The following is a 23,078-nucleotide window of genomic DNA, read 5'->3' as shown; positions in this document are numbered from 1 at the left end:
ACAGGAGGCTGCCATGAACTTTTCCAGCGACAATATCCAGCTGTTTCTCGCCGTGCTCGACCGCGGTTCGTTTTCCGCCGCCGCGCGCGCCCTGCAGCGGGTGCCTTCGGCCGTGAGCATGGCCATCGGCAACCTCGAGGCCGAACTGGGCTACACCCTGTTCGAGCGCGGCCCACGGGAAGTCCGCCCCACCGCCGAGGCCAAGGCGCTGGAACCTCATGCCCGGTTGATCGCCGAACAACTGGGGCTGCTGCAGGTGCATGCCCTGGAACTGTCCCAGGGGCTGGAGAGCAGCCTGACCTTGGCCGTGGTGCCGGACATCGACCACCGCCCGCTGCTGGCGGCCATCGCTCACCTGGGTGAGCGGCACCCGCTGCTGGACATCGCCCTGCTCAGCGCCCCGCAGGAAGAGGCCGTACACCTGCTGGACAGTGGCCGCGCCGACCTCTGCGTGGCTTTTGCCGGGTTGCAGGTCGATGCCCGTCGCGGCTTCCAGCACATCGGCATGGAATCGCTGGTGGCCACACTGTCCCCCGCTCACCCGGCCTTGCGCGAGGGGCGTATCCACTACCTCGAAGACCTGACCCGAGTGCGCCAGATCCTGGTGCGTAGCCATGACCTTCCGGTGACAGACCCACGCCCGTTGATAGGCGCCACGCACTGGTCAACCGACAGCTTCGACCTCGCCCTGCAGATGGTCGAGGCCGGCCTGGGCTGGGGCGACTTGCCGCTGTCGAGGGTCGCGCCACTGCTGGCCAGCGGGCGCCTGGTGCGCCTGGATTTTCGCAACACCCGCAACGAGCTGCAGTTGCCGGTACACATCTTCTGGCGCAAGCAACAACCGTTGCAGCAGGCTGCACGCCTGTTGATCGAGCAGTTGTGTAGCCAGTGAATACCGTCCGTCGAAATGACCGTAAGAAATTTCTGTAAGCACTTCAATCTTTTACCCCTTGAGCCGATATCCCGAACGATAGGTTCCGCAATGCGTCATGAGCGCGCTGCGCCCTCCCCTCATTGGCCCAAGGTCTCGAAACATGAACCTGAAATTTCGCCACAAGATCCTGCTCAGCGCCTGCGGTGTCGTGGTCCTGGCATTTGCCCTGTTCACGCTCTACAACGACTACCTGCAACGCAATACCATCCGCCAGAACATCGAAGCTTCGGTGCAGCAGTCGGGCGCACTGACCGCCAGTAGTGTGCAGAACTGGATGAGCGGGCGCATCCTGGTGCTGGAAAACCTGGCCCAGGACATCGCCCAGCAAGGCGCTGGCGATACCCTGGAAGGACTGATCGAGCAGCCATCCTATACGCGTAATTTCCTGTTCACTTACCTGGGCCAGGCCACCGGTGCGTTCACCCAACGCCCCAATGCGCAGATGCCCGCCGGTTACGACCCACGTCAGCGCCCGTGGTACGGCGCCGCGGCCAGCGCCGGGCAGACCGTGCTGACTGCCCCGTACCAGGGGGCTGTTGGCGGCCTGATGGTCACCATCGCCACGCCGGTGAAAAGCAAGGGTAATGGCGAGCTGATCGGCGTGGTCGGCGGTGACGTCACCCTCGACACCCTGGTCGAGATCATCAACTCGGTCGATTTCGGCGGCATCGGCCACGCCTTCCTGGCCGACAGCAATGGCCAGGTGATCGTCAGCCCCGACAAAGACCAGGTGATGAAGAACCTCAAGGACATCTACCCCGGCAGCAACCTGCGAGTCGCCGCCGGCATGCAGGATGTCACCCTCAATGGCCAGGACCGCATCATTTCCTTCGCCCCGGTGGCCGGCCTGCCTTCGGCACAGTGGTACATCGGCCTGTCGATCGACAAGGACAAGGCCTACGCTGCGCTCAGCCAGTTCCGCACCTCGGCGATCATCGCGATGCTGATTGCGGTGGCTGCCATCGCCGGCCTGCTCGGCCTGCTGATCCCGATACTGATGAGCCCGCTGACCACCATGGGCCGCGCCATGCGCGACATCGCCGAGGGCGAAGGTGACCTTACCCGCCGCCTGACCGTGCAGAACAAGGACGAGTTCGGCGAACTGGCCACTTCGTTCAACCGCTTCGTCGAGCGCATTCATGCCTCGATCAGCGAAGTGTCCTCGGCAACCCGCCTGGTGCACGACCTGTCGGAGAAGGTGGTCAATGCCTCCAATGCGTCGATCATCGGTTCCGAAGAGCAAAGCATGCGCACCAACAGCGTGGCCGCAGCGATCAACGAGCTGGGTGCTGCCACCCAGGAAATCGCCCGCAACGCCGCCGATGCCTCGCAGCATGCCAGCGGTGCCAGCGAGCAGGCCCACGGTGGCCGTGAAGTGGTCGAAGAAGCGATCAGCGCCATGACCGCCCTGTCGCAGCGCATCAGCGAGTCCTGCGCGCAAATCGAAACACTCAACGCCAGCACTGACGAAATCGGCAAGATCCTCGACGTGATCAAGGGCATCTCGCAGCAGACCAACCTGCTGGCGCTGAACGCCGCCATCGAAGCGGCGCGTGCCGGTGAGGCCGGCCGTGGCTTTGCCGTGGTGGCCGACGAGGTACGCAACCTGGCGCACCGCACCCAGGAATCGGCGGAAGAAATCCACCGCATGATCACCAGCCTGCAGGTAGGCTCGCGCGAAGCGGTGCACACCATGAACACCAGCCAGGTTTCCAGCGAGCAGACCGTGCAGGTGGCCAACCAGGCCGGCGAGCGCCTGGCCAGCGTGACCCAGCGTATTGGCGAGATCGATGGCATGAACCAGTCGGTGGCTACCGCTACCGAAGAACAGACCGCCGTGGTCGAGAGCCTCAACCTGGACATCACCCAGATCAACGCCCTGAACCAGCAAGGGGTGGAGAACCTCAACGAGACCCTGCGCCATTGTGACCAACTGGCCCAGCAGGCCGGGCGCCTGAAGCAGCTGGTAGGCAGCTTCAGGATCTGATGGCCCAGGGGGGCGCTCTGCGCCCCAATCGCGACGCAAGGCCGCTCCCACAGGTGCCATGCGATCCTTGTGGGAGCGGCCTTGTGTCGCGATCGGGCTGCGCAGCAGCCCCCTACGCCACCGCCGCTTTAACCACTTTGCTCCGCCGGACCCAGGCCAGCAGCACCGCCGCCATCAGCACGAAGCCCAGGTAGCCGAACAGCGGGTACACCTCACCCACCAGGCTGATGAACCCCACCAGGCTGCATCCGAACGCCGCCACGCCGGCCACCACCGAGCCCCAGCGAAACCTCACCGTACCCGCCGGCATCAGCCGCGAGAGAAACGAGAACAACGTACCCACCGCAGTGTTGACGATCATGCCGAAGATAATCAGGCACATCACCAGCCCCAGCAGTGGCGATAATTCGTTGGCGATCGACAGCATCGGCATCGGCAGGTCAGCCACGCTGTCCAGGCGCGACAACAGCCCGGCACTCATCACCAGCATCAGGCCGCCCAGTGCTGCGCCACCAAGCAGGCCACCCCATACCGCGGTTCGCTCGCCCTTGGCCGACCCACCCAGGATGGCCAGGATCGGCGCGCCGGCAACGATGTTGTACGACACGTACAGGAACGCCCCCAGCAGCCAGTGACGGGCGCCCGCCTGTTGCTGGCTGGCCAGCTGGTCGAGCTGGGCGAAGCTCTGTTCCCGGCTGAACACGGCGTACAACGCAATCGCCGAGGTCACCAGGATCAGCAACGGCGTGATGGCACCTATGGCGAGGATCACCCTGCGCACATCCAGGCACACGATGCCCACCACAACCAGCGTCACCAGCACGCTGCCGGCCAGCGCCGGGATACCGAACTGCTGCTCCAGCAAGGCACCACCACCGGCCAGCATGACCACGGTGACGGCAAACATGAAAAAGGTAATCAGCCAGTCGACGAACAGGCCCAGGTGACGGCCGCAGATGGCCTGGATCACATCCTTGTGCGAAGTGGCCTGCTGGCGATTGCCCAGCCCCGCCAGGGCCATGCCGAGGAAGGTGAACAAGGCTGCGCTGACCAGCGCACCGACCAGCCCCCACACACCGAAATCGACAAAGAACAACAACAGTTCCCGCCCCGAAGCGAACCCCGCCCCCACGATCACGCCGACAAACGCGCCGGCAATCTTCAGCTGCTCTTGCATGTGAACCTCTGGATTTATTGTTGTTGTCTCACTGCCACCGCATACTTTTTGTAGGAGCAGCCTTGCGCTGCGAAGAGGCCGGTATGACTGTTGCAAATGCATGGGTTTTACTGGCCTCTTCGCAGCGCAAGGCTGCTCCTACAGAAGCGCTCAGGCGTCGCCGACGAACGCCTGCACTTCGATCTCCACATCCACCCCCAGCGCCAATGCCGACGCCACGGTCGAGCGCACCGGCAGCGCTGCGCCGAAGAACTCCTTGTACACCTCGTTGAAGCCGGCGAAGTGGCTCATGTCCGACAGCCACACGGTGGCCTTGACCACCTGGTCGAAACGCGCGCCGCAGGCCGCCAGGCTTTCGCCAATGCGCTCGCAGGCGGCGCGGGTCTGGGTCTGGATGTCACCGCGCACCACTTCGCCGCCAGCACTCATCGGCACCTGGCCGGAGAGGAACAGGAAGCCGCCGGCTATCACCGCTCGGGAGAACGGGAACGGCAGGCTGCTGGGGAAACGCTGGATATCATTGCTCATGGGATGCTCCTTTCAGGGTTGCTGGAAACGGGCCGGGGACAGGCGCTCGGGCACCACCCCTTGGCTGACAAGGCCGGGACACAGGGGCAGGCCCAGCAGCAGGTCGGCAGCCAGGCGCGAGGCGCCCGCAGCCGACTGGATGCCATAGCCACCTTGTGCCGCCAGCCAGAAGAACGCTGGCGCGTGCACATCGAAACCGATCACCAGGTCGCCGTCGGCGACGAACGAACGCAGCCCGGCCCAGGTGTGGCTCGGCCGGCGGATCGACAGGGTGGTCATGGCTTCGATGTTGTAGATGCCCAAAGCCACGTCGAGCTCCTCGGGCGCGGCGTCCTGGGGTTCGACCGGGTCGGCATTGGCCGGCGACCCCAACAGCTGGCCGGCGTCGGGCTTGAAGTAGAAGCTTTCGTCTACGCCGATCACCGCCGGCCAGCGGGCGAAATCCTGGTCTGCCGGGCCGGGGAAAGTGAAGGCACTGCGCCGGCAGGGTTGCAGGCCGATGCGCGCCACCCCGCACTGCTCGGCCACTCGGTCGGCCCAAGCGCCAGCGGCATTTACCAGCTGGCGCGTCTGTACCCGGCTGCCATCGCCCAACTGCACCTGCCACAGGTCATCCAGGTACCAGGCCTGGATCAGCTCGGCGTTACAGCGCAATTCACCGCCAGCGGCGCGATAGCCGCGCAAGAAGCCCTGGTGCAGGGCATGTACGTCCAGGTCCATTGCGCCCGCTTCAAGCACCGCGCCGGCCAGGTTCTCGGCACGCAGGCTCGGTACCAGGGCCAGGGCTGCGTCGCGGTCGAGCAGGCTGACTTCGGTGCCGTTGGCCAGGTTCTGTGCGTGGGTCTGCTCGAGCAGCGTGCGCTGTTCCAGGCTGGCGACGTACAGGCAGCCGCGCGGTTCCAGCAGCGGGTGCTCGCAGAACCCTTGCGGTGGTGCTTCGTAGAAGGCCCGGCTGGCACGGGTCAGCGCCTGTATCTGCGGAGTGCCGTAGGCCTCCATGAACATGGCTGCCGAACGCCCGGTGGAATGGTAGCCAGGCTGCGCCTCGCGCTCGAGCAGCAGCACCTTCTGCCGGCCGGCCAGGCGATAACCGAGGGATGCACCAGCGATGCCCGCGCCGATGATGAGGGTGTCGTAGATCGGGATCATGCACGCTCCTGCCAGGGAATTTTCATATATGAGAATTCTAATATATGAGAATTTACGAATACGCAAGGGTCCAAGGTAAGATGCCCGACCAACGCCGCATGCCGAGACCCCCGAATGCCCGCTGCCCTACCCTTGCTGGACCGTGCCGTAGTCGGCCAGCGCCTGCGCCAGGTGCGCAAGGCGCGCCAGATGACACTCAAGCAATTGTCCGAAGCCAGTGGCGTCCCGCTGTCCACCTTGTCGAAGATGGAGCTGGCGCAGGTCTCGGTCAGCTACGAAAAACTCGCCGCCGCCGCCCGGGCGCTGAACGTCGACATTGCCCAGCTGTTGCGCGCCAGCGGCACGGTAACCTCACCAGTGCCGGTGACGGTGGTGGTCGATTCACTGCCAGCGGCGGCGGGCTACTCGACCGGCACCTATGACTATCACCCGATTGCCGGCGACTTCCCTGAACGGCGCATGACACCCGCCTATGCTCGCATCATTGCCCGTGAACGTGGCGAGTTCGACGATTTTATCCGCCACCCGGGCCAAGAGTTCGCGCTGGTACTGAGCGGGCGCGTTCGTATCGAGTTCGAAACCGGGGAAGCGGTGAGCATCGGGCCGCAGGAGACGGCGTATTTCGACAGCCAGGTGGGACATATCTACCTGTCGGAAAGTGACGATGGCGCAGATGCGCATGTGATGGTGGTGATGACTGATCGCTGACCCGGTGCTGCCTGCCAGGGCCTATCGCCGGCAAGCCAGCTCCCACAGGTACGGCACAGGCCTTGAGGTTGATGCGGTGGGTGTGGGAGCCGGCTTGATAGAGCCCTGGCAGGCAGCACCTGGTTATAACCTAATAACGAACAAGTCTATTTGGCTATAAAAAAATCTATATGCTGGCTGCATCCGATAACGGGCAAAGTTGGGCGGTCGAGTAGCGTATGGATGTAGGTTCTTTCGGTTTCACCATTGCAGGCCTGGTCGTGGGTTTCATCGTCGGCATGACCGGCGTCGGTGGCGGCTCGCTGATGACCCCGATCCTGTTGTGGTTCGGCATCAGCCCGGCAACGGCCGTCGGTACCGACCTGCTCTATGCCGCCATCACCAAGGCCAGTGGCGTCTGGGTGCATGCGCGCAACAAGAACGTCGACTGGAAGATCACCGGCCTGCTCAGCCTGGGTAGCGTGCCCGCCGCGGCGCTGACCCTGTGGTTCCTCAGCACCCTGCACACCGACACATCGGCGCTCAACGCCGTCATCAAGCAAGGCCTGGCGGTGGTCCTGATCCTGACCGCGCTGGCCATCCTGTTCAAATCGCGTCTGCAGGCCTTCGCCAGCCGCCATGCCGGTGACCACTATCACCTCAGCGACCGCAGCCTGAATACCCTTACCGTGCTTACCGGCGTGGTGCTGGGGGTGATGGTCACCCTTACTTCCATCGGCGCTGGCGCGCTGGGTACCGTGGCGCTGTTCCTGCTGTACCCGTTCCTGGTCACCCGCCGCCTGGTCGGTACCGAAATCGCCCACGCCGTGCCGCTGACCCTGGTGGCAGGGCTGGGCCATGCGGGGATGGGCAACATGGACTGGTCGCTGCTGGGTTACCTGCTGCTGGGCTCGCTGCCAGGCATCTACCTGGGCAGCCACCTCACCGGGCGGATTTCCGACCGCGTGCTGCGCCCGTGCCTGGCGGCGATGCTGTTGCTGATTGGCTACAAGCTGGCGTTCTGACCTTCAGCCCAGGCGCAGGCGCCACTGCCCGGTAAAGCTTAGCTCCAGACGCGACAGGGGCAACACGTCGACCCGCTGGCTGGCGCTCATCGGGCAGCCAAGTACTTGTACAAGCACGGCGCGCATCACCATCGGGTGGGTAACTGCCAGCCATTCACCAGGCCTGTCGAAGGCCGCCAGCCAGGCGGCGATACGCTGGCAAAGCACGGCGAACGACTCGCCGCCGTGAACATCACTGGCCGGGTCCTGAAGCCATTCGGTCAACGCCTGCGATTGCTCGGCCTGCAGTTGCTTCAGTGTCAGCCCTTGCCAACGCCCCAGGTCGCAATCGGCCAATGCCGGCTCGACCTGCACCGGCCCCGAAAACCACGCCGCTGTCTCGCAGGCTCGCCGCTCTGGTGCAGTCAGCACCGGCACACCGGAAAGGTCGGCGAAAGGCTGTTGGCCCAGTGGAAGAATGCCGTCTTCGGCATGGTGCAGTCGCCCGGACTTCTGGGCTTGGGTCAGGGCATGGCAGATCAGCGTCAGGCGGACGGCTTTCACCGGTTTTTTCTCATGGCGGCTCGAGGCGCAAGGTTTAGCATGCTGCGGCACTTTTTGCCGCAACAAATATGGCACCGCCTGCGCCAGTATGCCCCGGTTTGCCGGTGAATGGGCCGTACAGCTCCCCCGATGTCAGAAGGTGATATTCAGCGCAGCGAACACTGCCCTGCCTGGCTGGTTATAGGTATTGGCGCCCGAAGTACTGGCGTTGCCACCACGCAGGATCTGCTTGTCGAACACGTTGTTCACCCCCACCCGCACGTCGTAGTTGGCGTTGAACTTGTACCCGGCGCTCACGTCCACCAGGCCGTAGGCTTCCACATCCTGTTGCGCGGCCTTGTCGTAGCTTTGCTGGGTGCGGTCGTTGAAGGTCGGCGACTTCTGCTTGCCGAAGTAGGTACCCGCCACCTGGAACGACAGCTTCTCGGTGGCGCGCCAGTCGAGGGTGGTGTTGACGGTGTATTCCGGGATCACCGACAGCGGCTCGCCGGTCTCGCGGTTGTCGTTGTCGAGCATCCAGGTCAGGTTGGTGTTCCAGTCCAGGGCCGGGGTCAGCTCGATGAACAGGTTGCCTTCGATACCCTCCACCCGCGCCTTGCCGGCGTTGTCCCACTGGGTCACGCGGCTGCCGGTGCCGATGGTGTACAACACATCGGTATCACCGACGATCTTGTTCTTGTAGTCGTTGCGAAAGTATGTGGCACTAGTGCGCCAGGTACCCCGGTCGTACATCAGGCCGATTTCCTTGTTGACGCTGATCTCGGGCTTGAGGTCGGCGTTGCCCTGCAGGTAGCAGCCACCGTTGTTGGTCTGCTGCACGCTGCAACCATTGCCGCGGCTGTACAACAAGTAGTTGGGGTTGGACTGGTACAGGTTCGGGGTCTTGTAGGCGCGCGCGATACCGCCTTTGACCGACAGTGCTTCGGTCAGCTTGTGCGACAGGTTCAGGCTGGGGCTGAAGTTGTCGCCAAACGTTTCGTGGTGGTCGAAACGCAGGCCCGGGGTAATGGTGGTGTCGCCGACAATGATGTTGTCCTCGACGAACAGCGCATAGCTGCGGGCGGTCGTCTTCGAGCTGCTGCGGTCGAAACCGACGAGCCCGTCATTACCCGTGGGGTCCGAGCTTTGTGGGCGCAGCGAGCCCTGATCATTGAGCGTTTCATACAGGTACTCCCCGCCCAGGGTCAGCACATGCTCGGCGCTGCCCATGGCGAATGGCAGGTTCACTTCGCTACTAAGGCGCGTGTTGCGCAGGCGCGACATGGCAGCGCCTTCAGCATTGGGAGCACCTTCGGTACGGCCTGCCAGGCCCTCGTTTAGACGCCAGTTGCGCACGTACTCGTAGGCCAGCACGGTCTTGCTGGTACCCCAGGTGAAATCGCCCAGGTGGGTCAGGTCGTAGGTACTGCGCTGCATCACATTGGTTTCGTGGCCGTACAGGCTGGACACGAACTCGACGTCACCACCGCCGTTGCTGTTCATGGTGTCGCCGGCAAAGATATTGCCCTGGCGGCTGTAGCCGGCACTGGCCTCGAGGCGGTGCTCGTCGTTCAGCTTCCAGCTCAGCAGGCCATTGATGTCCTTGTTGCGTACGCCTTCGCGGCCCGCCACCAGCGCACTGGTGGCATGCCCGGCATTGATGTCCAGGTCGTCGGCATCGGTCTTGGCCAGACCGCCGTACAGGCGGAAGCCAAGGTTGTCGGTCAGGCCGCCGCCCAGGTTGAAGTTGGCCCGGCGGCTGGAGCCCTCGGCGCTGTCTTCCGGCAGCTGGGTGTACAGGCTGACGCTGCCCTTGAGTTCATCGGTGGGCCGTTTGGTGATGATATTGACCACCCCGCCCATGGCGCCGGAGCCGTAACGTGCGGCCGCCGGGCCACGCAGGATCTCGATGCGCTCGACCGCTTCTGCCGGTACCCAGTTGGTTTCACCGCGGGTATCGCGGTCGCCGTTCCAGCCATAGCGCACGGCATTGCGTGCGCTGGATGGCTTGCCGTCGATGAGGATCAGGGTGTTTTCCGGGCCCATGCCGCGCAGGTCGATCTGCCGGTTGTTGCCACGCGCGCCGCTGGCGCTGTTGCCGGTCAGGTTGACCCCGGGCTCGCGGCGGATGATGTCGGACAGGTCATTGGCCGGCGGATGGCGCTTGATGTCTTCGGCGGTGATGATCGACGTACCCAAGGCCTGGCGTGCCTCGCGCTCGGCGGTGACCAGGGTGTCCTGGATCACCAGCGCGTTGTCGGCGACCGGCATCTCCAGCACCTCACCCGTACGCTGTTCTTCGGCCTGGGCCGCGGTGGCCACCATGGCCGGTGACGCCAGTGCGACAAACGCCAGGGCCAGGCTGTTGGGTGAAGTCTTGCACTGCATGGGTACATCTCCTGCGATTCATGAGCGAAACGGCACATCCCTGTCGGAAACCGGGAGCCCTCGCCCACCGGCCTCGCAAACACAGTTTGGTGGCCAACAGGGATGGTAAATATAGAGATTCGCAATTGAGTTTAAATCTTATTTACGAAGTTTACATGTTTGTAACGGAGCTTTGCTGACACGACAGCGTTGCCGGCGCAGCCCGACAATTCGCGTTGTTGCTTGCATGTAGCTGTCCGATTTGCATCTTGCGTGACGGCTCCTACAGTTTCGAACGTAGCACCCTCTGCCGAGCCTCCTGATGCGCAGCCACGAAGAAAGCCACGCCATGAACGCCACCAGGTCCCTGTCGAAGATCCCTCGCAGTGTCTGGGCGCTGGGCTTCGTATCGATGTTCATGGACATTTCCTCGGAAATGATTCACGCCCTGCTGCCGCTGTACATGGTCACCGTGCTTGGCACCTCGGTAGTGGCGGTGGGCTTTATCGAAGGCATCGCCGAGGCGACCGCCTCGATCACCAAGGTGTTTTCCGGCGCCCTCAGCGACCGGCTGGGCAAGCGCAAGCTGCTTACGGTGCTGGGCTATGGCCTGGGTGCGTTGACCAAGCCGGTGTTCCCCATGGCCTCTGGGCTGGGGTGGTTGACCGCAGCACGCTTCGTCGACCGGGTCGGCAAAGGCATTCGTGGGGCGCCGCGCGATGCACTGGTGGCCGACGTCACGCCCGCAGAACTGCGTGGTGCAGCCTTCGGCCTGCGCCAGGCGCTGGATACCGTGGGCGCCTTCCTTGGGCCGTTGCTGGCGATCGTGCTGATGTGGCTGACCGCGAGCCATTTCCAGACGGTGTTCTGGGTGGCGGTGCTTCCGGCGTTCGTGGCGGTGTACATCCTCATCGCCTTCGTGCGCGAACCTGAAACGCCGGCCACCACCCGGCCGGTGCGCTCACCGCTGGCCCTGCACGAGCTGGCCCGCCTGGGCCCGGCCTACTGGCGGCTGATCGGCCTGGCCACACTGTTCACCCTCGCCCGCTTCAGCGAGGCGTTTCTGCTGCTGCGCGCCCAGGACATGGGCCTGGCGCCGCTGTGGGCGCCGGCAGTGCTGGTGCTCATGGCCCTGGCCTACTCGTTGTCAGCCTACCCAGCGGGGGTACTATCGGACCGCGTAGGCCGCCGGGGCGTGCTGATGACCGGGCTGGGGCTGCTGGTCGCCGCCGACCTGCTGCTGGCCCTGCTGCCGGGCTGGACCGGGCTGGCCATGGGGGTGGCTGCCTGGGGCCTGCACCTGGGCTTCAGCCAAGGCATCTTTGCCGCCATGATCGCCGACAGCGCCCCCGCGGAGCTGCGCGGTACAGCCTTCGGCCTGTTCAACCTGCTGACCGGCGTGGCGCTGCTGGTGGCCAGCGTGGTGGCCGGGCTGCTGTGGGACGGGGTCGGCTTCAAGGCGACATTCCTGCTTGGCGCAGCATGTGCCGGCGGCACCCTGATCGGGGTCGTATTGCTCAGGCCGGCCCCGATCACCGGCAATCCAAACTAGGCCAGCGCTGGCTGCTGCTCCAGTAGCGACCAGCCGCCATGTCCATCCACCTCCAGCCGGTGGGTATGGAAACCTGCCAGTGTACTGCGGTGCCCGACACTGACCAGCAACGCCCCCGGCATTTCCGTACGCAACAGTGAATACAGGGCATGCTCGAGCCCTTCGTCCATGGCCGAAGTGGACTCGTCAAGGAACACCACCTGCGGCCGGTTGAACAGCACCCGGGCAAATGCGAGGCGCTGCTGCTCACCGACCGAGAGAATGTGTGACCAGTCACAGTTGACTTCCAGTCGCTCGGCCAAGTGGGCCAGGTTGACCTGGCGCAAGGCCTGCTGCATCCGCGATTCATCCTCAGGCTTGCTGGCCGCCGGGTAGGCGATGACGGTGCGCAGATCGCCCAGCGGCAGGTACGGCCGCTGCGACAGGAACAGCGCCTGGTGGCCCAGCGGGCGCCTGACCTCACCCTCGGCGTACGGCCAGAGTCCCGCCAGCGCACGCAGCAGCGTGGTTTTACCGCTGCCCGACGGCCCCTTGATCAACAGCGCCTGGCCGGCATGCAGGTCAAGGTCCAGGTCGGTGATAAGGGCATGCCCGTCCGGGCGCAGCACCTGCAGGCGGCTGATCGCCAGGGCATGCTCCTGGTCCTCGGTGATGACGCGCGGCAAAGCGCTCGCCTGCTCGTTGGCATCGAGGAAGCCGGTCAGACGGTCGAGGGTGGCCCGGTACTGGGCAAACGCATCATACGACTCGCGGAAGAACGACAACGAATCCTGCACCTGGCCAAAGGCCTGGGAGGTCTGCATGACGTCGCCCAGCTTGATCGCCCCGCTGAAGAAGCGCGGTGCCTGCAGAATGAATGGGAACACCACTGCGACCTGGCTCACGCCCAGGTTGAAACCGCTGAATTTCAGGTTCCGGAACACTAGCGCCCAGGCATTCACGATCAAGGCACCAAAGCGACCCAGCAACGTGCCCCGCTCGACCTGCGCGCCCTGGTAGAAAGCGACGTTCTCGGCATTTTCGCGCAGACGCATCAGCGCGTAACGGAAGTTGGCGGTGAGCTTTTCGTTGAGGAAGTTCAGGCGGATCAGCGGTCGTCCGAGGCGGAAGGCGATCCAGGTGGCGACGATGACGTAAAGGTACACGGCAAACACCATAGCCCGGGGAATCTCCACACCGGCAACGGCCAGCGGCGCCGACAGCCCCCAGAGGATGCCGGTGAACGCCACCAGCGAAACCAGCGCACTGACTGCGCCCAGGGCGAGGGTCACCGAGTTGCTGACAAAGGCGTTGACGTCCAGTTCGATACGTTGGTCAGGGTTGTCCACGGGCTCGGCGAGGAACTGGCCACGGTAGTAGGCATCGCCGTGCATCCAGTCGTGGGTCAGGCGCTCGGTCAGCCAGACTCGCCATTGGATGCTGAACGCCTGGCTTACATAGAAGGTGAACAGCGAACGCAGCACATGGATGGTGGCCAATACTGCAAAGACACCGAGCAGGTACCAGAAGGCGGCTTGGTCAAGGCCCTGCAAGGCGCTGTAGAAGCCGTTGTACCAGAATGAGAACAGCACGTTCAGACGCACCGAGAATAGCGTCAGAACCAGCAGCAGGGCGAATACCAGTAACGGTCGCCAACTGCGCCTGAAACTGAAATAGGGCCCGGCAAGCTGCCAGAACTGGCTGCCCCAGCGCGTACAACGTACGGCCAGTGTGGCGGCTGCTATGAAGCAGACAAGGGTGATGAACGAGGCGATTGCCAGCCAGCTCAGGCTCTCTTGCAAGGCCTGGTGCCAGTTCATTTCCATGATGGGTATCCGTGCTGAGTATTTCCGCGAGCGTAGCATTGACCTGTGATTCGTCAGGCATAAATGACGCACATTTCATGATTGCTTTCGGAGTTACGCGGGCCCCTGTGGGAGCGTTGTACAGGTCTGGGGCTTATTGGCCAGAAAGACAAAACCCCTACCTGCATGCGCAGATAGGGGTTTTGCGAAATGAATCTTGACGATGACCTACTCTCACATGGGGAAACCCCACACTACCATCGGCGATGCATCGTTTCACTACTGAGTTCGGGATGGGATCAGGTGGTTCCAATGCTCTATGGTCGTCAAGAAATTCTGTTGCCAGAATGTCCAGATGGACAGCCCAGCGAATCCGGATATGCGATATTTGTGATGTTGCGAACTTTCGGTTGTTTCGTCTTCACCACCGCAATCTGCGCTAGCAAATTGCTTGGGTGTTATATGGTCAAGCCTCACGGGCAATTAGTATTGGTTAGCTCAACGCCTCACAGCGCTTACACACCCAACCTATCAACGTCGTAGTCTTCGACGGCCCTTCAGGGGATTCAAGATCCCAGTGAGATCTCATCTTGAGGCAAGTTTCCCGCTTAGATGCTTTCAGCGGTTATCTCTTCCGAACATAGCTACCCGGCAATGCCACTGGCGTGACAACCGGAACACCAGAGGTTCGTCCACTCCGGTCCTCTCGTACTAGGAGCAGCCCCTCTCAAATCTCAAACGTCCACGGCAGATAGGGACCGAACTGTCTCACGACGTTCTAAACCCAGCTCGCGTACCACTTTAAATGGCGAACAGCCATACCCTTGGGACCGGCTTCAGCCCCAGGATGTGATGAGCCGACATCGAGGTGCCAAACACCGCCGTCGATATGAACTCTTGGGCGGTATCAGCCTGTTATCCCCGGAGTACCTTTTATCCGTTGAGCGATGGCCCTTCCATACAGAACCACCGGATCACTAAGACCTACTTTCGTACCTGCTCGACGTGTTTGTCTCGCAGTCAAGCGCGCTTTTGCCTTTATACTCTACGACCGATTTCCGACCGGTCTGAGCGCACCTTCGTACTCCTCCGTTACTCTTTGGGAGGAGACCGCCCCAGTCAAACTACCCACCATACACTGTCCTCGATCCGGATAACGGACCTGAGTTAGAACCTCAAAGTTGCCAGGGTGGTATTTCAAGGATGGCTCCATGAGAACTGGCGTCCCCACTTCAAAGCCTCCCACCTATCCTACACAAGCAAATTCAAAGTCCAGTGCAAAGCTATAGTAAAGGTTCACGGGGTCTTTCCGTCTAGCCGCGGATACACTGCATCTTCACAGCGATTTCAATTTCACTGAGTCTCGGGTGGAGACAGCGCCGCCATCGTTACGCCATTCGTGCAGGTCGGAACTTACCCGACAAGGAATTTCGCTACCTTAGGACCGTTATAGTTACGGCCGCCGTTTACCGGGGCTTCGATCAAGAGCTTCGCTTGCGCTAACCCCATCAATTAACCTTCCGGCACCGGGCAGGCGTCACACCCTATACGTCCACTTTCGTGTTTGCAGAGTGCTGTGTTTTTAATAAACAGTCGCAGCGGCCTGGTATCTTCGACCGGCATGGGCTTACGGAGCAAGTCCTTCACCCTCGCCGGCGCACCTTCTCCCGAAGTTACGGTGCCATTTTGCCTAGTTCCTTCACCCGAGTTCTCTCAAGCGCCTTGGTATTCTCTACCTAACCACCTGTGTCGGTTTGGGGTACGGTTCCCAGTTATCTGAAGCTTAGGAGCTTTTCTTGGAAGCATGGTATCAACCACTTCGTCGCCTGAAGGCAACTCGTCATCAGCTCTCGGCCTTGAAATCCCGGATTTGCCTAAGATTTCAGCCTACCACCTTAAACCTGGACAACCAACGCCAGGCTGGCCTAACCTTCTCCGTCCCTCCATCGCAATAACTGGAAGTACAGGAATATTAACCTGTTTTCCATCGACTACGCTTTTCAGCCTCGCCTTAGGGACCGACTAACCCTGCGTCGATTAACGTTGCGCAGGAAACCTTGGTCTTTCGGCGTGCGAGTTTTTCACTCGCATTGTCGTTACTCATGTCAGCATTCGCACTTCTGATACCTCCAGCAAGCTTCTCAACTCACCTTCACAGGCTTACAGAACGCTCCTCTACCGCGTCATCAAAGATGACACCCGTAGCTTCGGTGCATGGTTTGAGCCCCGTTACATCTTCCGCGCAGGCCGACTCGACTAGTGAGCTATTACGCTTTCTTTAAAGGGTGGCTGCTTCTAAGCCAACCTCCTAGCTGTCTAAGCCTTCCCACATCGTTTCCCACTTAACCATGACTTTGGGACCTTAGCTGACGGTCTGGGTTGTTTCCCTTTTCACGACGGACGTTAGCACCCGCCGTGTGTCTCCCATGCTCGGCACTTCCAGGTATTCGGAGTTTGCATCGGTTTGGTAAGTCGGGATGACCCCCTAGCCGAAACAGTGCTCTACCCCCTGGAGTGATACATGAGGCGCTACCTAAATAGCTTTCGAGGAGAACCAGCTATCTCCGAGCTTGATTAGCCTTTCACTCCGATCCACAGGTCATCCGCTAACTTTTCAACGGTAGTCGGTTCGGTCCTCCAGTCAGTGTTACCTAACCTTCAACCTGCCCATGGATAGATCGCCCGGTTTCGGGTCTATACCCAGCGACTAAACGCCCTATTAAGACTCGCTTTCGCTACGCCTCCCCTATTCGGTTAAGCTCGCCACTGAATATAAGTCGCTGACCCATTATACAAAAGGTACGCAGTCACCTAACAAAGTAGGCTCCCACTGCTTGTACGCATACGGTTTCAGGTTCTATTTCACTCCCCTCTCCGGGGTTCTTTTCGCCTTTCCCTCACGGTACTGGTTCACTATCGGTCAGTCAGTAGTATTTAGCCTTGGAGGATGGTCCCCCCATATTCAGACAAAGTTTCTCGTGCTCCGTCCTACTCGATTTCATTGACAAGAGATTTTCGTGTACGGGGCTATCACCCACTATGGCCGCACTTTCCAGAGCGTTCCACTAATCTCAAATCAACTTAAGGGCTGGTCCCCGTTCGCTCGCCACTACTAAGGGAATCTCGGTTGATTTCTTTTCCTCAGGGTACTTAGATGTTTCAGTTCCCCTGGTTCGCCTCTTGCACCTATGTATTCAGTACAAGATACTCAGCTTGTGCTGAGTGGGTTCCCCCATTCAGAGATCTCTGGATCACAGTCTGTTTGCCGACTCCCCAAAGCTTATCGCAGGCTACCACGTCTTTCATCGCCTCTGACTGCCAAGGCATCCACCGTATGCGCTTCTTCACTTGACCATATAACCCCAAGCAATTTGGTTATACTGTGAAGACGACATTCGCCGAAAATTCGCATGTTGCTCTTTCGAGCAGAACTCACAAATTTTACCTTAGCCTGATCAACCAGCAGTGAAACTGGCCATCAGTCTATATCTATCACATATCCGAATTTTTAAAGAACGATCTGACAAAAGTCAGAAATCAACATTCGAACTGAATGTTCATTTCTAAGTTCTGGCAAGCTACTGCGTACGGCGAAAGTGGTGGAGCCAAGCGGGATCGAACCGCTGACCTCCTGCGTGCAAGGCAGGCGCTCTCCCAGCTGAGCTATGGCCCCGTATTCTACGGCTGAACCATGTAATGGTAGGTCTGGGCAGATTTGAACTGCCGACCTCACCCTTATCAGGGGTGCGCTCTAACCAACTGAGCTACAGACCTATAACAGGGTCGCGTTACAGCATCGTCTTTTACAATGAATCAAGCAATTCGTGTGGGAGCTCATCAGCAGGCTGATATCGTCGATTAAGGAGGTGATCCAGCCGCAGGTTCCCCTACGGCTACCTTGTTACGACTTCACCCCAGTCATGAATCACACCGTGGTAACCGTCCTCCCGAAGGTTAGACTAGCTACTTCTGGTGCAACCCACTCCCATGGTGTGACGGGCGGTGTGTACAAGGCCCGGGAACGTATTCACCGCGACATTCTGATTCGCGATTACTAGCGATTCCGACTTCACGCAGTCGAGTTGCAGACTGCGATCCGGACTACGATCGGTTTTGTGAGATTAGCTCCACCTCGCGGCTTGGCAACCCTCTGTACCGACCATTGTAGCACGTGTGTAGCCCAGGCCGTAAGGGCCATGATGACTTGACGTCATCCCCACCTTCCTCCGGTTTGTCACCGGCAGTCTCCTTAGAGTGCCCACCATAACGTGCTGGTAACTAAGGACAAGGGTTGCGCTCGTTACGGGACTTAACCCAACATCTCACGACACGAGCTGACGACAGCCATGCAGCACCTGTGTCAGAGTTCCCGAAGGCACCAATCCATCTCTGGAAAGTTCTCTGCATGTCAAGGCCTGGTAAGGTTCTTCGCGTTGCTTCGAATTAAACCACATGCTCCACCGCTTGTGCGGGCCCCCGTCAATTCATTTGAGTTTTAACCTTGCGGCCGTACTCCCCAGGCGGTCAACTTAATGCGTTAGCTGCGCCACTAAAATCTCAAGGATTCCAACGGCTAGTTGACATCGTTTACGGCGTGGACTACCAGGGTATCTAATCCTGTTTGCTCCCCACGCTTTCGCACCTCAGTGTCAGTATCAGTCCAGGTGGTCGCCTTCGCCACTGGTGTTCCTTCCTATATCTACGCATTTCACCGCTACACAGGAAATTCCACCACCCTCTACCGTACTCTAGCTCGCCAGTTTTGGATGCAGTTCCCAGGTTGAGCCCGGGGCTTTCACATCCAACTTAACGAACCACCTACGCGCGCTTTACGCCCAGTAATTCCGATTAACGCTTGCACCCTCTGTATTACCGCGGCTGCTGGCACAGAGTTAGCCGGTGCTTATTCTGTCGGTAACGTCAAAACAGCAAGGTATTAGCTTACTGCCCTTCCTCCCAACTTAAAGTGCTTTACAATCCGAAGACCTTCTTCACACACGCGGCATGGCTGGATCAGGCTTTCGCCCATTGTCCAATATTCCCCACTGCTGCCTCCCGTAGGAGTCTGGACCGTGTCTCAGTTCCAGTGTGACTGATCATCCTCTCAGACCAGTTACGGATCGTCGCCTTGGTGAGCCATTACCTCACCAACTAGCTAATCCGACCTAGGCTCATCTGATAGCGCAAGGCCCGAAGGTCCCCTGCTTTCTCCCGTAGGACGTATGCGGTATTAGCGTTCCTTTCGAAACGTTGTCCCCCACTACCAGGCAGATTCCTAGGCATTACTCACCCGTCCGCCGCTGAATCAAGGAGCAAGCCCCCGTCATCCGCTCGACTTGCATGTGTTAGGCCTGCCGCCAGCGTTCAATCTGAGCCATGATCAAACTCTTCAGTTCAATACTGCTTGGGTTTTTAAGAAACCCTAAACTTGGCTCAGCAATCTCAAATGACTATGTGATTTCTCGCATGGCCACTTGTGATGCTGATAATCTTTGTGACTATCAGTCCGTACTCACAAGCACCCACACGAATTGCTTGATTCGATTTGTTAAAGAGCGTTTGGTTAAGAGCGTTTCGTCTCAACCGAGGCGCGCATTCTACGCTTTCCTCATTTGCTGTCAAGCGTTTATTTTGAAGTTTTCTGCGAGAAACTCGTTTAGCTTCAAACACTTGACTCAACATGGTGACTGGCTTTGCTTCGCTACCGCGTTGGAGTGGTGCGCATTATAGGGCGATGTTTCAGGAGGTCAACCTTTAATTTCAATAATTTAGAATCTTTTTGAAAAAGGCTGCATCAGGGCCCCAAGGGCTCGTCGCGAGCCTTGCAGCGCCTGTGAGATCGAGCGCCGCCCGCGCGGCGCTTCGCAGCGCAAGGCTGCTCCCACGTCTGTTTCGGGCAAGTAATGTCAGTACCAGCGCACGCGACCGCCTTGTTTGTCCGGCGCTCGATCGCACAGGCGCTGAAATATCAACGCCAGGCGCCTTGCCCCCGCCCCTCGTATTTGCGCACTATATTGCTCACCCCAACCCCGCTCAAGGATCGTCGCGCAGAAATGAACACCCAGCCCCGCAGCCTGGCCGCTACCCTCTTCCCGATCGGCCTGCTGCTCATCGCCATGGCATCGATACAGTCCGGCGCCTCCCTGGCCAAAAGCATGTTCCCCATCATCGGCGCGCAAGGCACCACCACCCTGCGCCTGATCTTCGCCAGCATCATCATGCTGCTTATCCTGCGCCCTTGGCGTGTGCGCATGACCCGCAATACCCTGCGCAACGTCATCATCTACGGCATGGCGCTGGGCGGCATGAACTTCCTCTTCTATATGGCCCTGCAAACGGTACCGATCGGCATTGCCGTGGCACTGGAATTCACCGGCCCGCTGGCCGTGGCAATCTTCTCCTCGCGCCGGCCGATCGACTTCCTGTGGATTGCCCTGGCCATCGTCGGCCTGCTGCTGTTGCTGCCGGCCGGCCATGGCGGGCAGGCCCTCGACCCGGTCGGCGCTGCCTATGCCCTGGGCGCTGGCGTATGCTGGGCGCTGTACATCCTGTTCGGGCAACGTGCCGGGGCCGAGCATGGTATCCAGAGTGCCGCACTGGGCGTAGTGGTGGCCGCGCTGTTCGTTGCCCCCATCGGTATCGCCCACGCCGGCAGCGCATTGCTCACACCCGCCCTGATCCCCATGGCGCTAGGCGTCGCGGTGTTGTCCACCGCCCTGCCCTACAGCCTGGAAATGGTTGCCCTCACGCGTATCCCGGCACGCACCTTCGGCACCCTCATGAGTATCGAGCCAGCATTCGGCGCATTGTCCGGCCTGCTGTTCCTGGGCGAGGTACTGACGATTACCCAGTGGCTGGCTATTCTGGCGATCATCACCGCGTCTGTCGGCACCACCCTGTCCATGCGCAAGGAACCCAGCCCGGTCGTTGCCACTGACTGATATGAGAAATATTTTCATTTGAGACAGGATTAGTGATTGTAGCGACCCGTCTCGCTGATTAAGCTGTCACAGAATCATCATCTTTACGCTATCTACTGGACCGAACACGGACGCTGGGGAAATTTCAGGAAGAACCAAAGCGATAACGACAGGGCCAGGCAGCTGATCCGCCCTGCATTTAAGGACAGGAATGAAACGTATTTTGCTCATCCTGGCCATCTTGGCTATTGCTGGATGTGCCGCCACGGCCAAGACCGAGGTCAAAAAGGGCAAGAAAGGCCTGCATATCAATTGCTCCGGCCTGTCTTCCTCGTGGGACAACTGCTACAGCAAGGCCGCAAGCTCCTGCAGCACGCGCGGATACCGGGTCATTGCACGCTCGGGCGATAGCGATGAAGAACCCGGTGACTACTTGTTCGGCATCAACCCGGCGGGTTACACCAGCCGCAGCATGATCGTCATCTGCAAGTAGAAAAAAGGGCAGCTCGCAAGCTGCCCTTTTCATTTGCCACCTTACAAGGGCGCGGTGCGCGCCTCCAGCCAGGCCAGCGCTTCATCCTTGAGCAACGGCGCCAGACGCTCGCGTACTCTGGCGTGATAGCCATTCAACCAGTCCAGTTCTTCCCTGGACAACAACTCGGGCACCAGGCAGCGGGTATCGATCGGGCATAGCGTCAGGGTCTCGAAGTTCAGGAAGTCGCCGAAGGCGCTCTTGCCGACCTCGCGATTGACCACCAGGTTCTCGATGCGCACTCCCCACTGCCCTGGGCGGTACGTACCCGGCTCGATCGAGCTGATCATGCCCACTTGCATCGCGGTCTGCGGCGTGGGTGCCGCCTGGTAGGCAATTACCTGCGGCCCCTCGTGCACGTTCATGAAGTAGCCCACACCATGCCCGGTGCCGTGGCCGTAATCCACTTGGTCAGCCCAGATCGGTGCCCGGGCAATGGCGTCGAGCAACGGCGATAGCACGCCCCGCGGGAAGGTGGCACGCGACAGGGCGATCATGCCTTTGAGCACGCGTGTGCAATCCTGCTTCTGTGCAAGGCTCGGGTTGCCCACCGGCACCATGCGCGTGATGTCGGTGGTGCCCCCCAGGTACTGCCCGCCCGAATCGATCAGCAGCAGACCATCGCCCTCGATGACCGCGTGCGACTGTTCCGTGGCGCGGTAATGCGGCATCGCGCCATTGCCGTTGAAGGCGGCAATGGTCGAGAAGCTCAACGACACGAAGCCTGGGCGGCGGGCACGGGCGGCACTCAACTGCTCGTCGATCGTCAGCTCGGTAACCAGCTCACGACCAAGGTTGGCCTCGAGCCAGGCGAAGAATTCGCACAGGGCCGCGCCATCCTGCTCCATCACCTGCCGGATGTGCACCAGTTCCTCATCACCCTTGCACGACTTGCTCAAGGTGCTGGGGTTGAGGCCCTCGACCAGCTCCACCTCGGCCGGCAGGTTATCCAGCAGGCCGCAAGTCACCCGGGCCGGGTCGACCAGCAATCGGCTGCCGGCCGGCATGGCGGCAAGGGCCTTGCCTGCTTCGGCGTAGCCACGCACTTCGATACCGTCGGCCGCAAGCACCTTGCGTAGATGTTCGTCGAGCTTGTCCTGGCCGACGAACAGGATGGCCTGCTGCTGGCTGATCAGGGCAAAGGCCACGAACACCGGATTGTAGGAAACATCGCTACCGCGCAGATTGAACAGCCAGGCGATGTCATCCAGGGTGGCGATGAAATGCCAATCGGCCCCCTTGGCCTGCACGCTCTGGCGCAACTGCGCCAGTTTTTCCGCACGGTTCACCGTGGCGTGCGGCGGCAAATGCTGGTAGACCGGGTTGCCTGGCAGCGCCGGGCGCCCTTCCCAGACCTGGCCCAGCAGGTCCTTGTCAGTCACCAATCGCGCCCCGCGCGCCTTCAGCCGATCGCTCAGTTGGCGCGCCGAAGCCAGCGCCATGACCGCACCATCTACCGCCACGCTGCCGTTGGGCTCGACGTGATCGCCCAGCCATTCCAGCGCACCAGGCTTGCCCGGCAGCAGCTTCATCAGCTCGATGCCACTGCCCGCCAGCTCGTGTTCCGCCTGTTCCCAGTAGCGGCTATCGACCCACAACCCGGCAAAGCCAGCTGTGACGACCAGCGTGCCGACCGAGCCATGGAAACCCGAAAGCCACTGGCGCCCTTGCCAGTAACCAGGCAGATATTCGGAAAGATGGGGGTCGGCCGAAGGTACCAGCAAGGCATCGATGCCCTCTGCGGCCATGGCTTGGCGAACCAGCGCCAAACGCTGCGGCACGCTTTGCCCAAGGGTGATCTGAACGTTCATGCGCTCTCCTGCGGCTACATCACGGTTTATCCAGTGTGCCGATAATGGAACAGCCGCCGAAGCCCTGCAATCTTGGCGACCGACACACTGCATGCATTGCCCG

13 protein-coding genes, 2 tRNA genes, 3 rRNA genes and 2 pseudogenes are annotated in these 23,078 nt (G+C 60.7%); 8 read left to right on the top strand and 12 right to left on the bottom strand.

What is annotated here, in order from left to right; genetic code table 11:
• Positions 1-13 precede the first annotated feature (13 nt).
• From M1D87_RS09035 to M1D87_RS09025, 3 genes and pseudogenes are all read left to right on the top strand, one after another.
• A complete protein-coding gene (locus M1D87_RS09035; protein WP_023661323.1) occupies positions 14-892 on the top strand; it encodes a LysR family transcriptional regulator in 879 nt (292 codons plus the stop codon).
• Positions 893-989: 97 nt separating this feature from the next.
• Positions 990-2,018: pseudogene (gene mcpA, locus M1D87_RS09030) on the top strand (methyl-accepting chemotaxis protein McpA); the annotation flags it as partial.
• A gap of 162 nt (positions 2,019-2,180) precedes the next feature.
• Positions 2,181-2,921 carry a methyl-accepting chemotaxis protein gene (locus tag M1D87_RS09025; protein WP_370290711.1) on the top strand — a complete coding sequence of 247 codons (741 nt, stop codon included), beginning with the start codon at positions 2,181-2,183 and terminating at the stop codon, positions 2,919-2,921.
• A gap of 112 nt (positions 2,922-3,033) precedes the next feature.
• Here the strand turns inward: M1D87_RS09025 and M1D87_RS09020 are convergent, their stop codons facing one another.
• From M1D87_RS09020 to M1D87_RS09010, 3 genes are all read right to left on the bottom strand, one after another.
• The gene (locus M1D87_RS09020; protein WP_421091718.1) at positions 3,034-4,098 is read right to left on the bottom strand and encodes a YkvI family membrane protein; all 1,065 of its coding nucleotides are present in this window, start codon (positions 4,096-4,098) and stop codon (positions 3,034-3,036) included.
• A gap of 150 nt (positions 4,099-4,248) precedes the next feature.
• Positions 4,249-4,626 carry a RidA family protein gene (locus M1D87_RS09015; RefSeq protein WP_123085891.1) on the bottom strand — a complete coding sequence of 126 codons (378 nt, stop codon included), beginning with the start codon at positions 4,624-4,626 and terminating at the stop codon, positions 4,249-4,251.
• 12 nt (positions 4,627-4,638) lie between these two features.
• Positions 4,639-5,775: an NAD(P)/FAD-dependent oxidoreductase gene (locus M1D87_RS09010; RefSeq protein ID WP_004375949.1), complete on the bottom strand. Its 1,137-nt coding sequence runs from the start codon at positions 5,773-5,775 to the stop codon at positions 4,639-4,641.
• A 114-nt stretch (positions 5,776-5,889) separates the two neighbouring features.
• Here M1D87_RS09010 and M1D87_RS09005 point away from each other — a divergent pair, with 114 nt between their 5' ends.
• Positions 5,890-6,483, top strand: a complete 594-nt coding sequence (locus M1D87_RS09005) for a helix-turn-helix domain-containing protein (protein WP_054572830.1) — start codon at positions 5,890-5,892, stop codon at positions 6,481-6,483.
• Positions 6,484-6,701: 218 nt separating this feature from the next.
• Positions 6,702-7,487, top strand: a complete 786-nt coding sequence (locus tag M1D87_RS09000; protein WP_013971855.1) for a sulfite exporter TauE/SafE family protein — start codon at positions 6,702-6,704, stop codon at positions 7,485-7,487.
• A gap of 3 nt (positions 7,488-7,490) precedes the next feature.
• On the opposite strand, the gene M1D87_RS08995 is transcribed toward M1D87_RS09000, so the two are convergent.
• Together M1D87_RS08995 and M1D87_RS08990 are read right to left on the bottom strand one after the other, a co-directional pair.
• Positions 7,491-8,030 carry a histidine phosphatase family protein gene (locus M1D87_RS08995; RefSeq protein WP_123085890.1) on the bottom strand — a complete coding sequence of 180 codons (540 nt, stop codon included), beginning with the start codon at positions 8,028-8,030 and terminating at the stop codon, positions 7,491-7,493.
• 132 nt (positions 8,031-8,162) lie between these two features.
• Entirely contained in the window at positions 8,163-10,397 is a 2,235-nt protein-coding gene (locus M1D87_RS08990; protein ID WP_123085889.1) for a TonB-dependent siderophore receptor, read from the bottom strand.
• Positions 10,398-10,698: 301 nt separating this feature from the next.
• On the opposite strand from M1D87_RS08990, the gene M1D87_RS08985 reads away from it, so the two are divergent.
• Complete coding sequence (locus M1D87_RS08985; protein WP_123085888.1) at positions 10,699-11,928, top strand: MFS transporter; 1,230 nt, start codon at positions 10,699-10,701, stop codon at positions 11,926-11,928.
• Here M1D87_RS08985 and M1D87_RS08980 read toward each other — a convergent pair.
• The 6 genes from M1D87_RS08980 to M1D87_RS08955 all read right to left on the bottom strand — a co-directional run bounded on the left by M1D87_RS08980 (position 11,925) and on the right by M1D87_RS08955 (position 19,108).
• A complete protein-coding gene (locus tag M1D87_RS08980; RefSeq protein ID WP_123085887.1) occupies positions 11,925-13,733 on the bottom strand; it encodes an ABC transporter ATP-binding protein/permease in 1,809 nt (602 codons plus the stop codon). The two genes, M1D87_RS08985 and M1D87_RS08980, sit on opposite strands and share 4 nt — an antisense overlap.
• A gap of 194 nt (positions 13,734-13,927) precedes the next feature.
• Positions 13,928-14,043 (bottom strand): 5S ribosomal RNA (gene rrf / locus M1D87_RS08975).
• 131 nt (positions 14,044-14,174) lie between these two features.
• Positions 14,175-17,066: ribosomal RNA gene (locus M1D87_RS08970) — 23S ribosomal RNA — on the bottom strand.
• Between the two features lie 243 nt (positions 17,067-17,309).
• Positions 17,310-17,385, bottom strand: a tRNA-Ala gene (locus M1D87_RS08965).
• Between the two features lie 24 nt (positions 17,386-17,409).
• Positions 17,410-17,486 (bottom strand) — tRNA-Ile (locus M1D87_RS08960).
• A gap of 85 nt (positions 17,487-17,571) precedes the next feature.
• Positions 17,572-19,108, bottom strand: a 16S ribosomal RNA gene (locus tag M1D87_RS08955).
• Together the 16S, 23S and 5S rRNA genes with 2 tRNA genes alongside form the textbook arrangement of a ribosomal RNA operon.
• 657 nt (positions 19,109-19,765) lie before the next feature.
• Between M1D87_RS08955 and rhtA the strand changes: the two are divergent.
• Positions 19,766-20,675, top strand: a pseudogene (rhtA, locus tag M1D87_RS08950) (threonine/homoserine exporter RhtA).
• 168 nt (positions 20,676-20,843) lie between these two features.
• Entirely contained in the window at positions 20,844-21,125 is a 282-nt protein-coding gene (locus M1D87_RS08945) for a hypothetical protein (RefSeq protein WP_003259745.1), read from the top strand.
• A gap of 41 nt (positions 21,126-21,166) precedes the next feature.
• Here M1D87_RS08945 and M1D87_RS08940 read toward each other — a convergent pair whose 3' ends face one another.
• The gene (locus M1D87_RS08940; RefSeq protein WP_232881718.1) at positions 21,167-22,975 is read right to left on the bottom strand and encodes an aminopeptidase P family protein; all 1,809 of its coding nucleotides are present in this window, start codon (positions 22,973-22,975) and stop codon (positions 21,167-21,169) included.
• Positions 22,976-23,078: the final 103 nt, after the last annotated feature.

The organism is Pseudomonas sp. SA233, from assembly GCF_054792385.1.
Note: the sequence above shows the minus strand (reverse complement) of the source record. Positions and strands in the feature narration are given on the sequence as shown.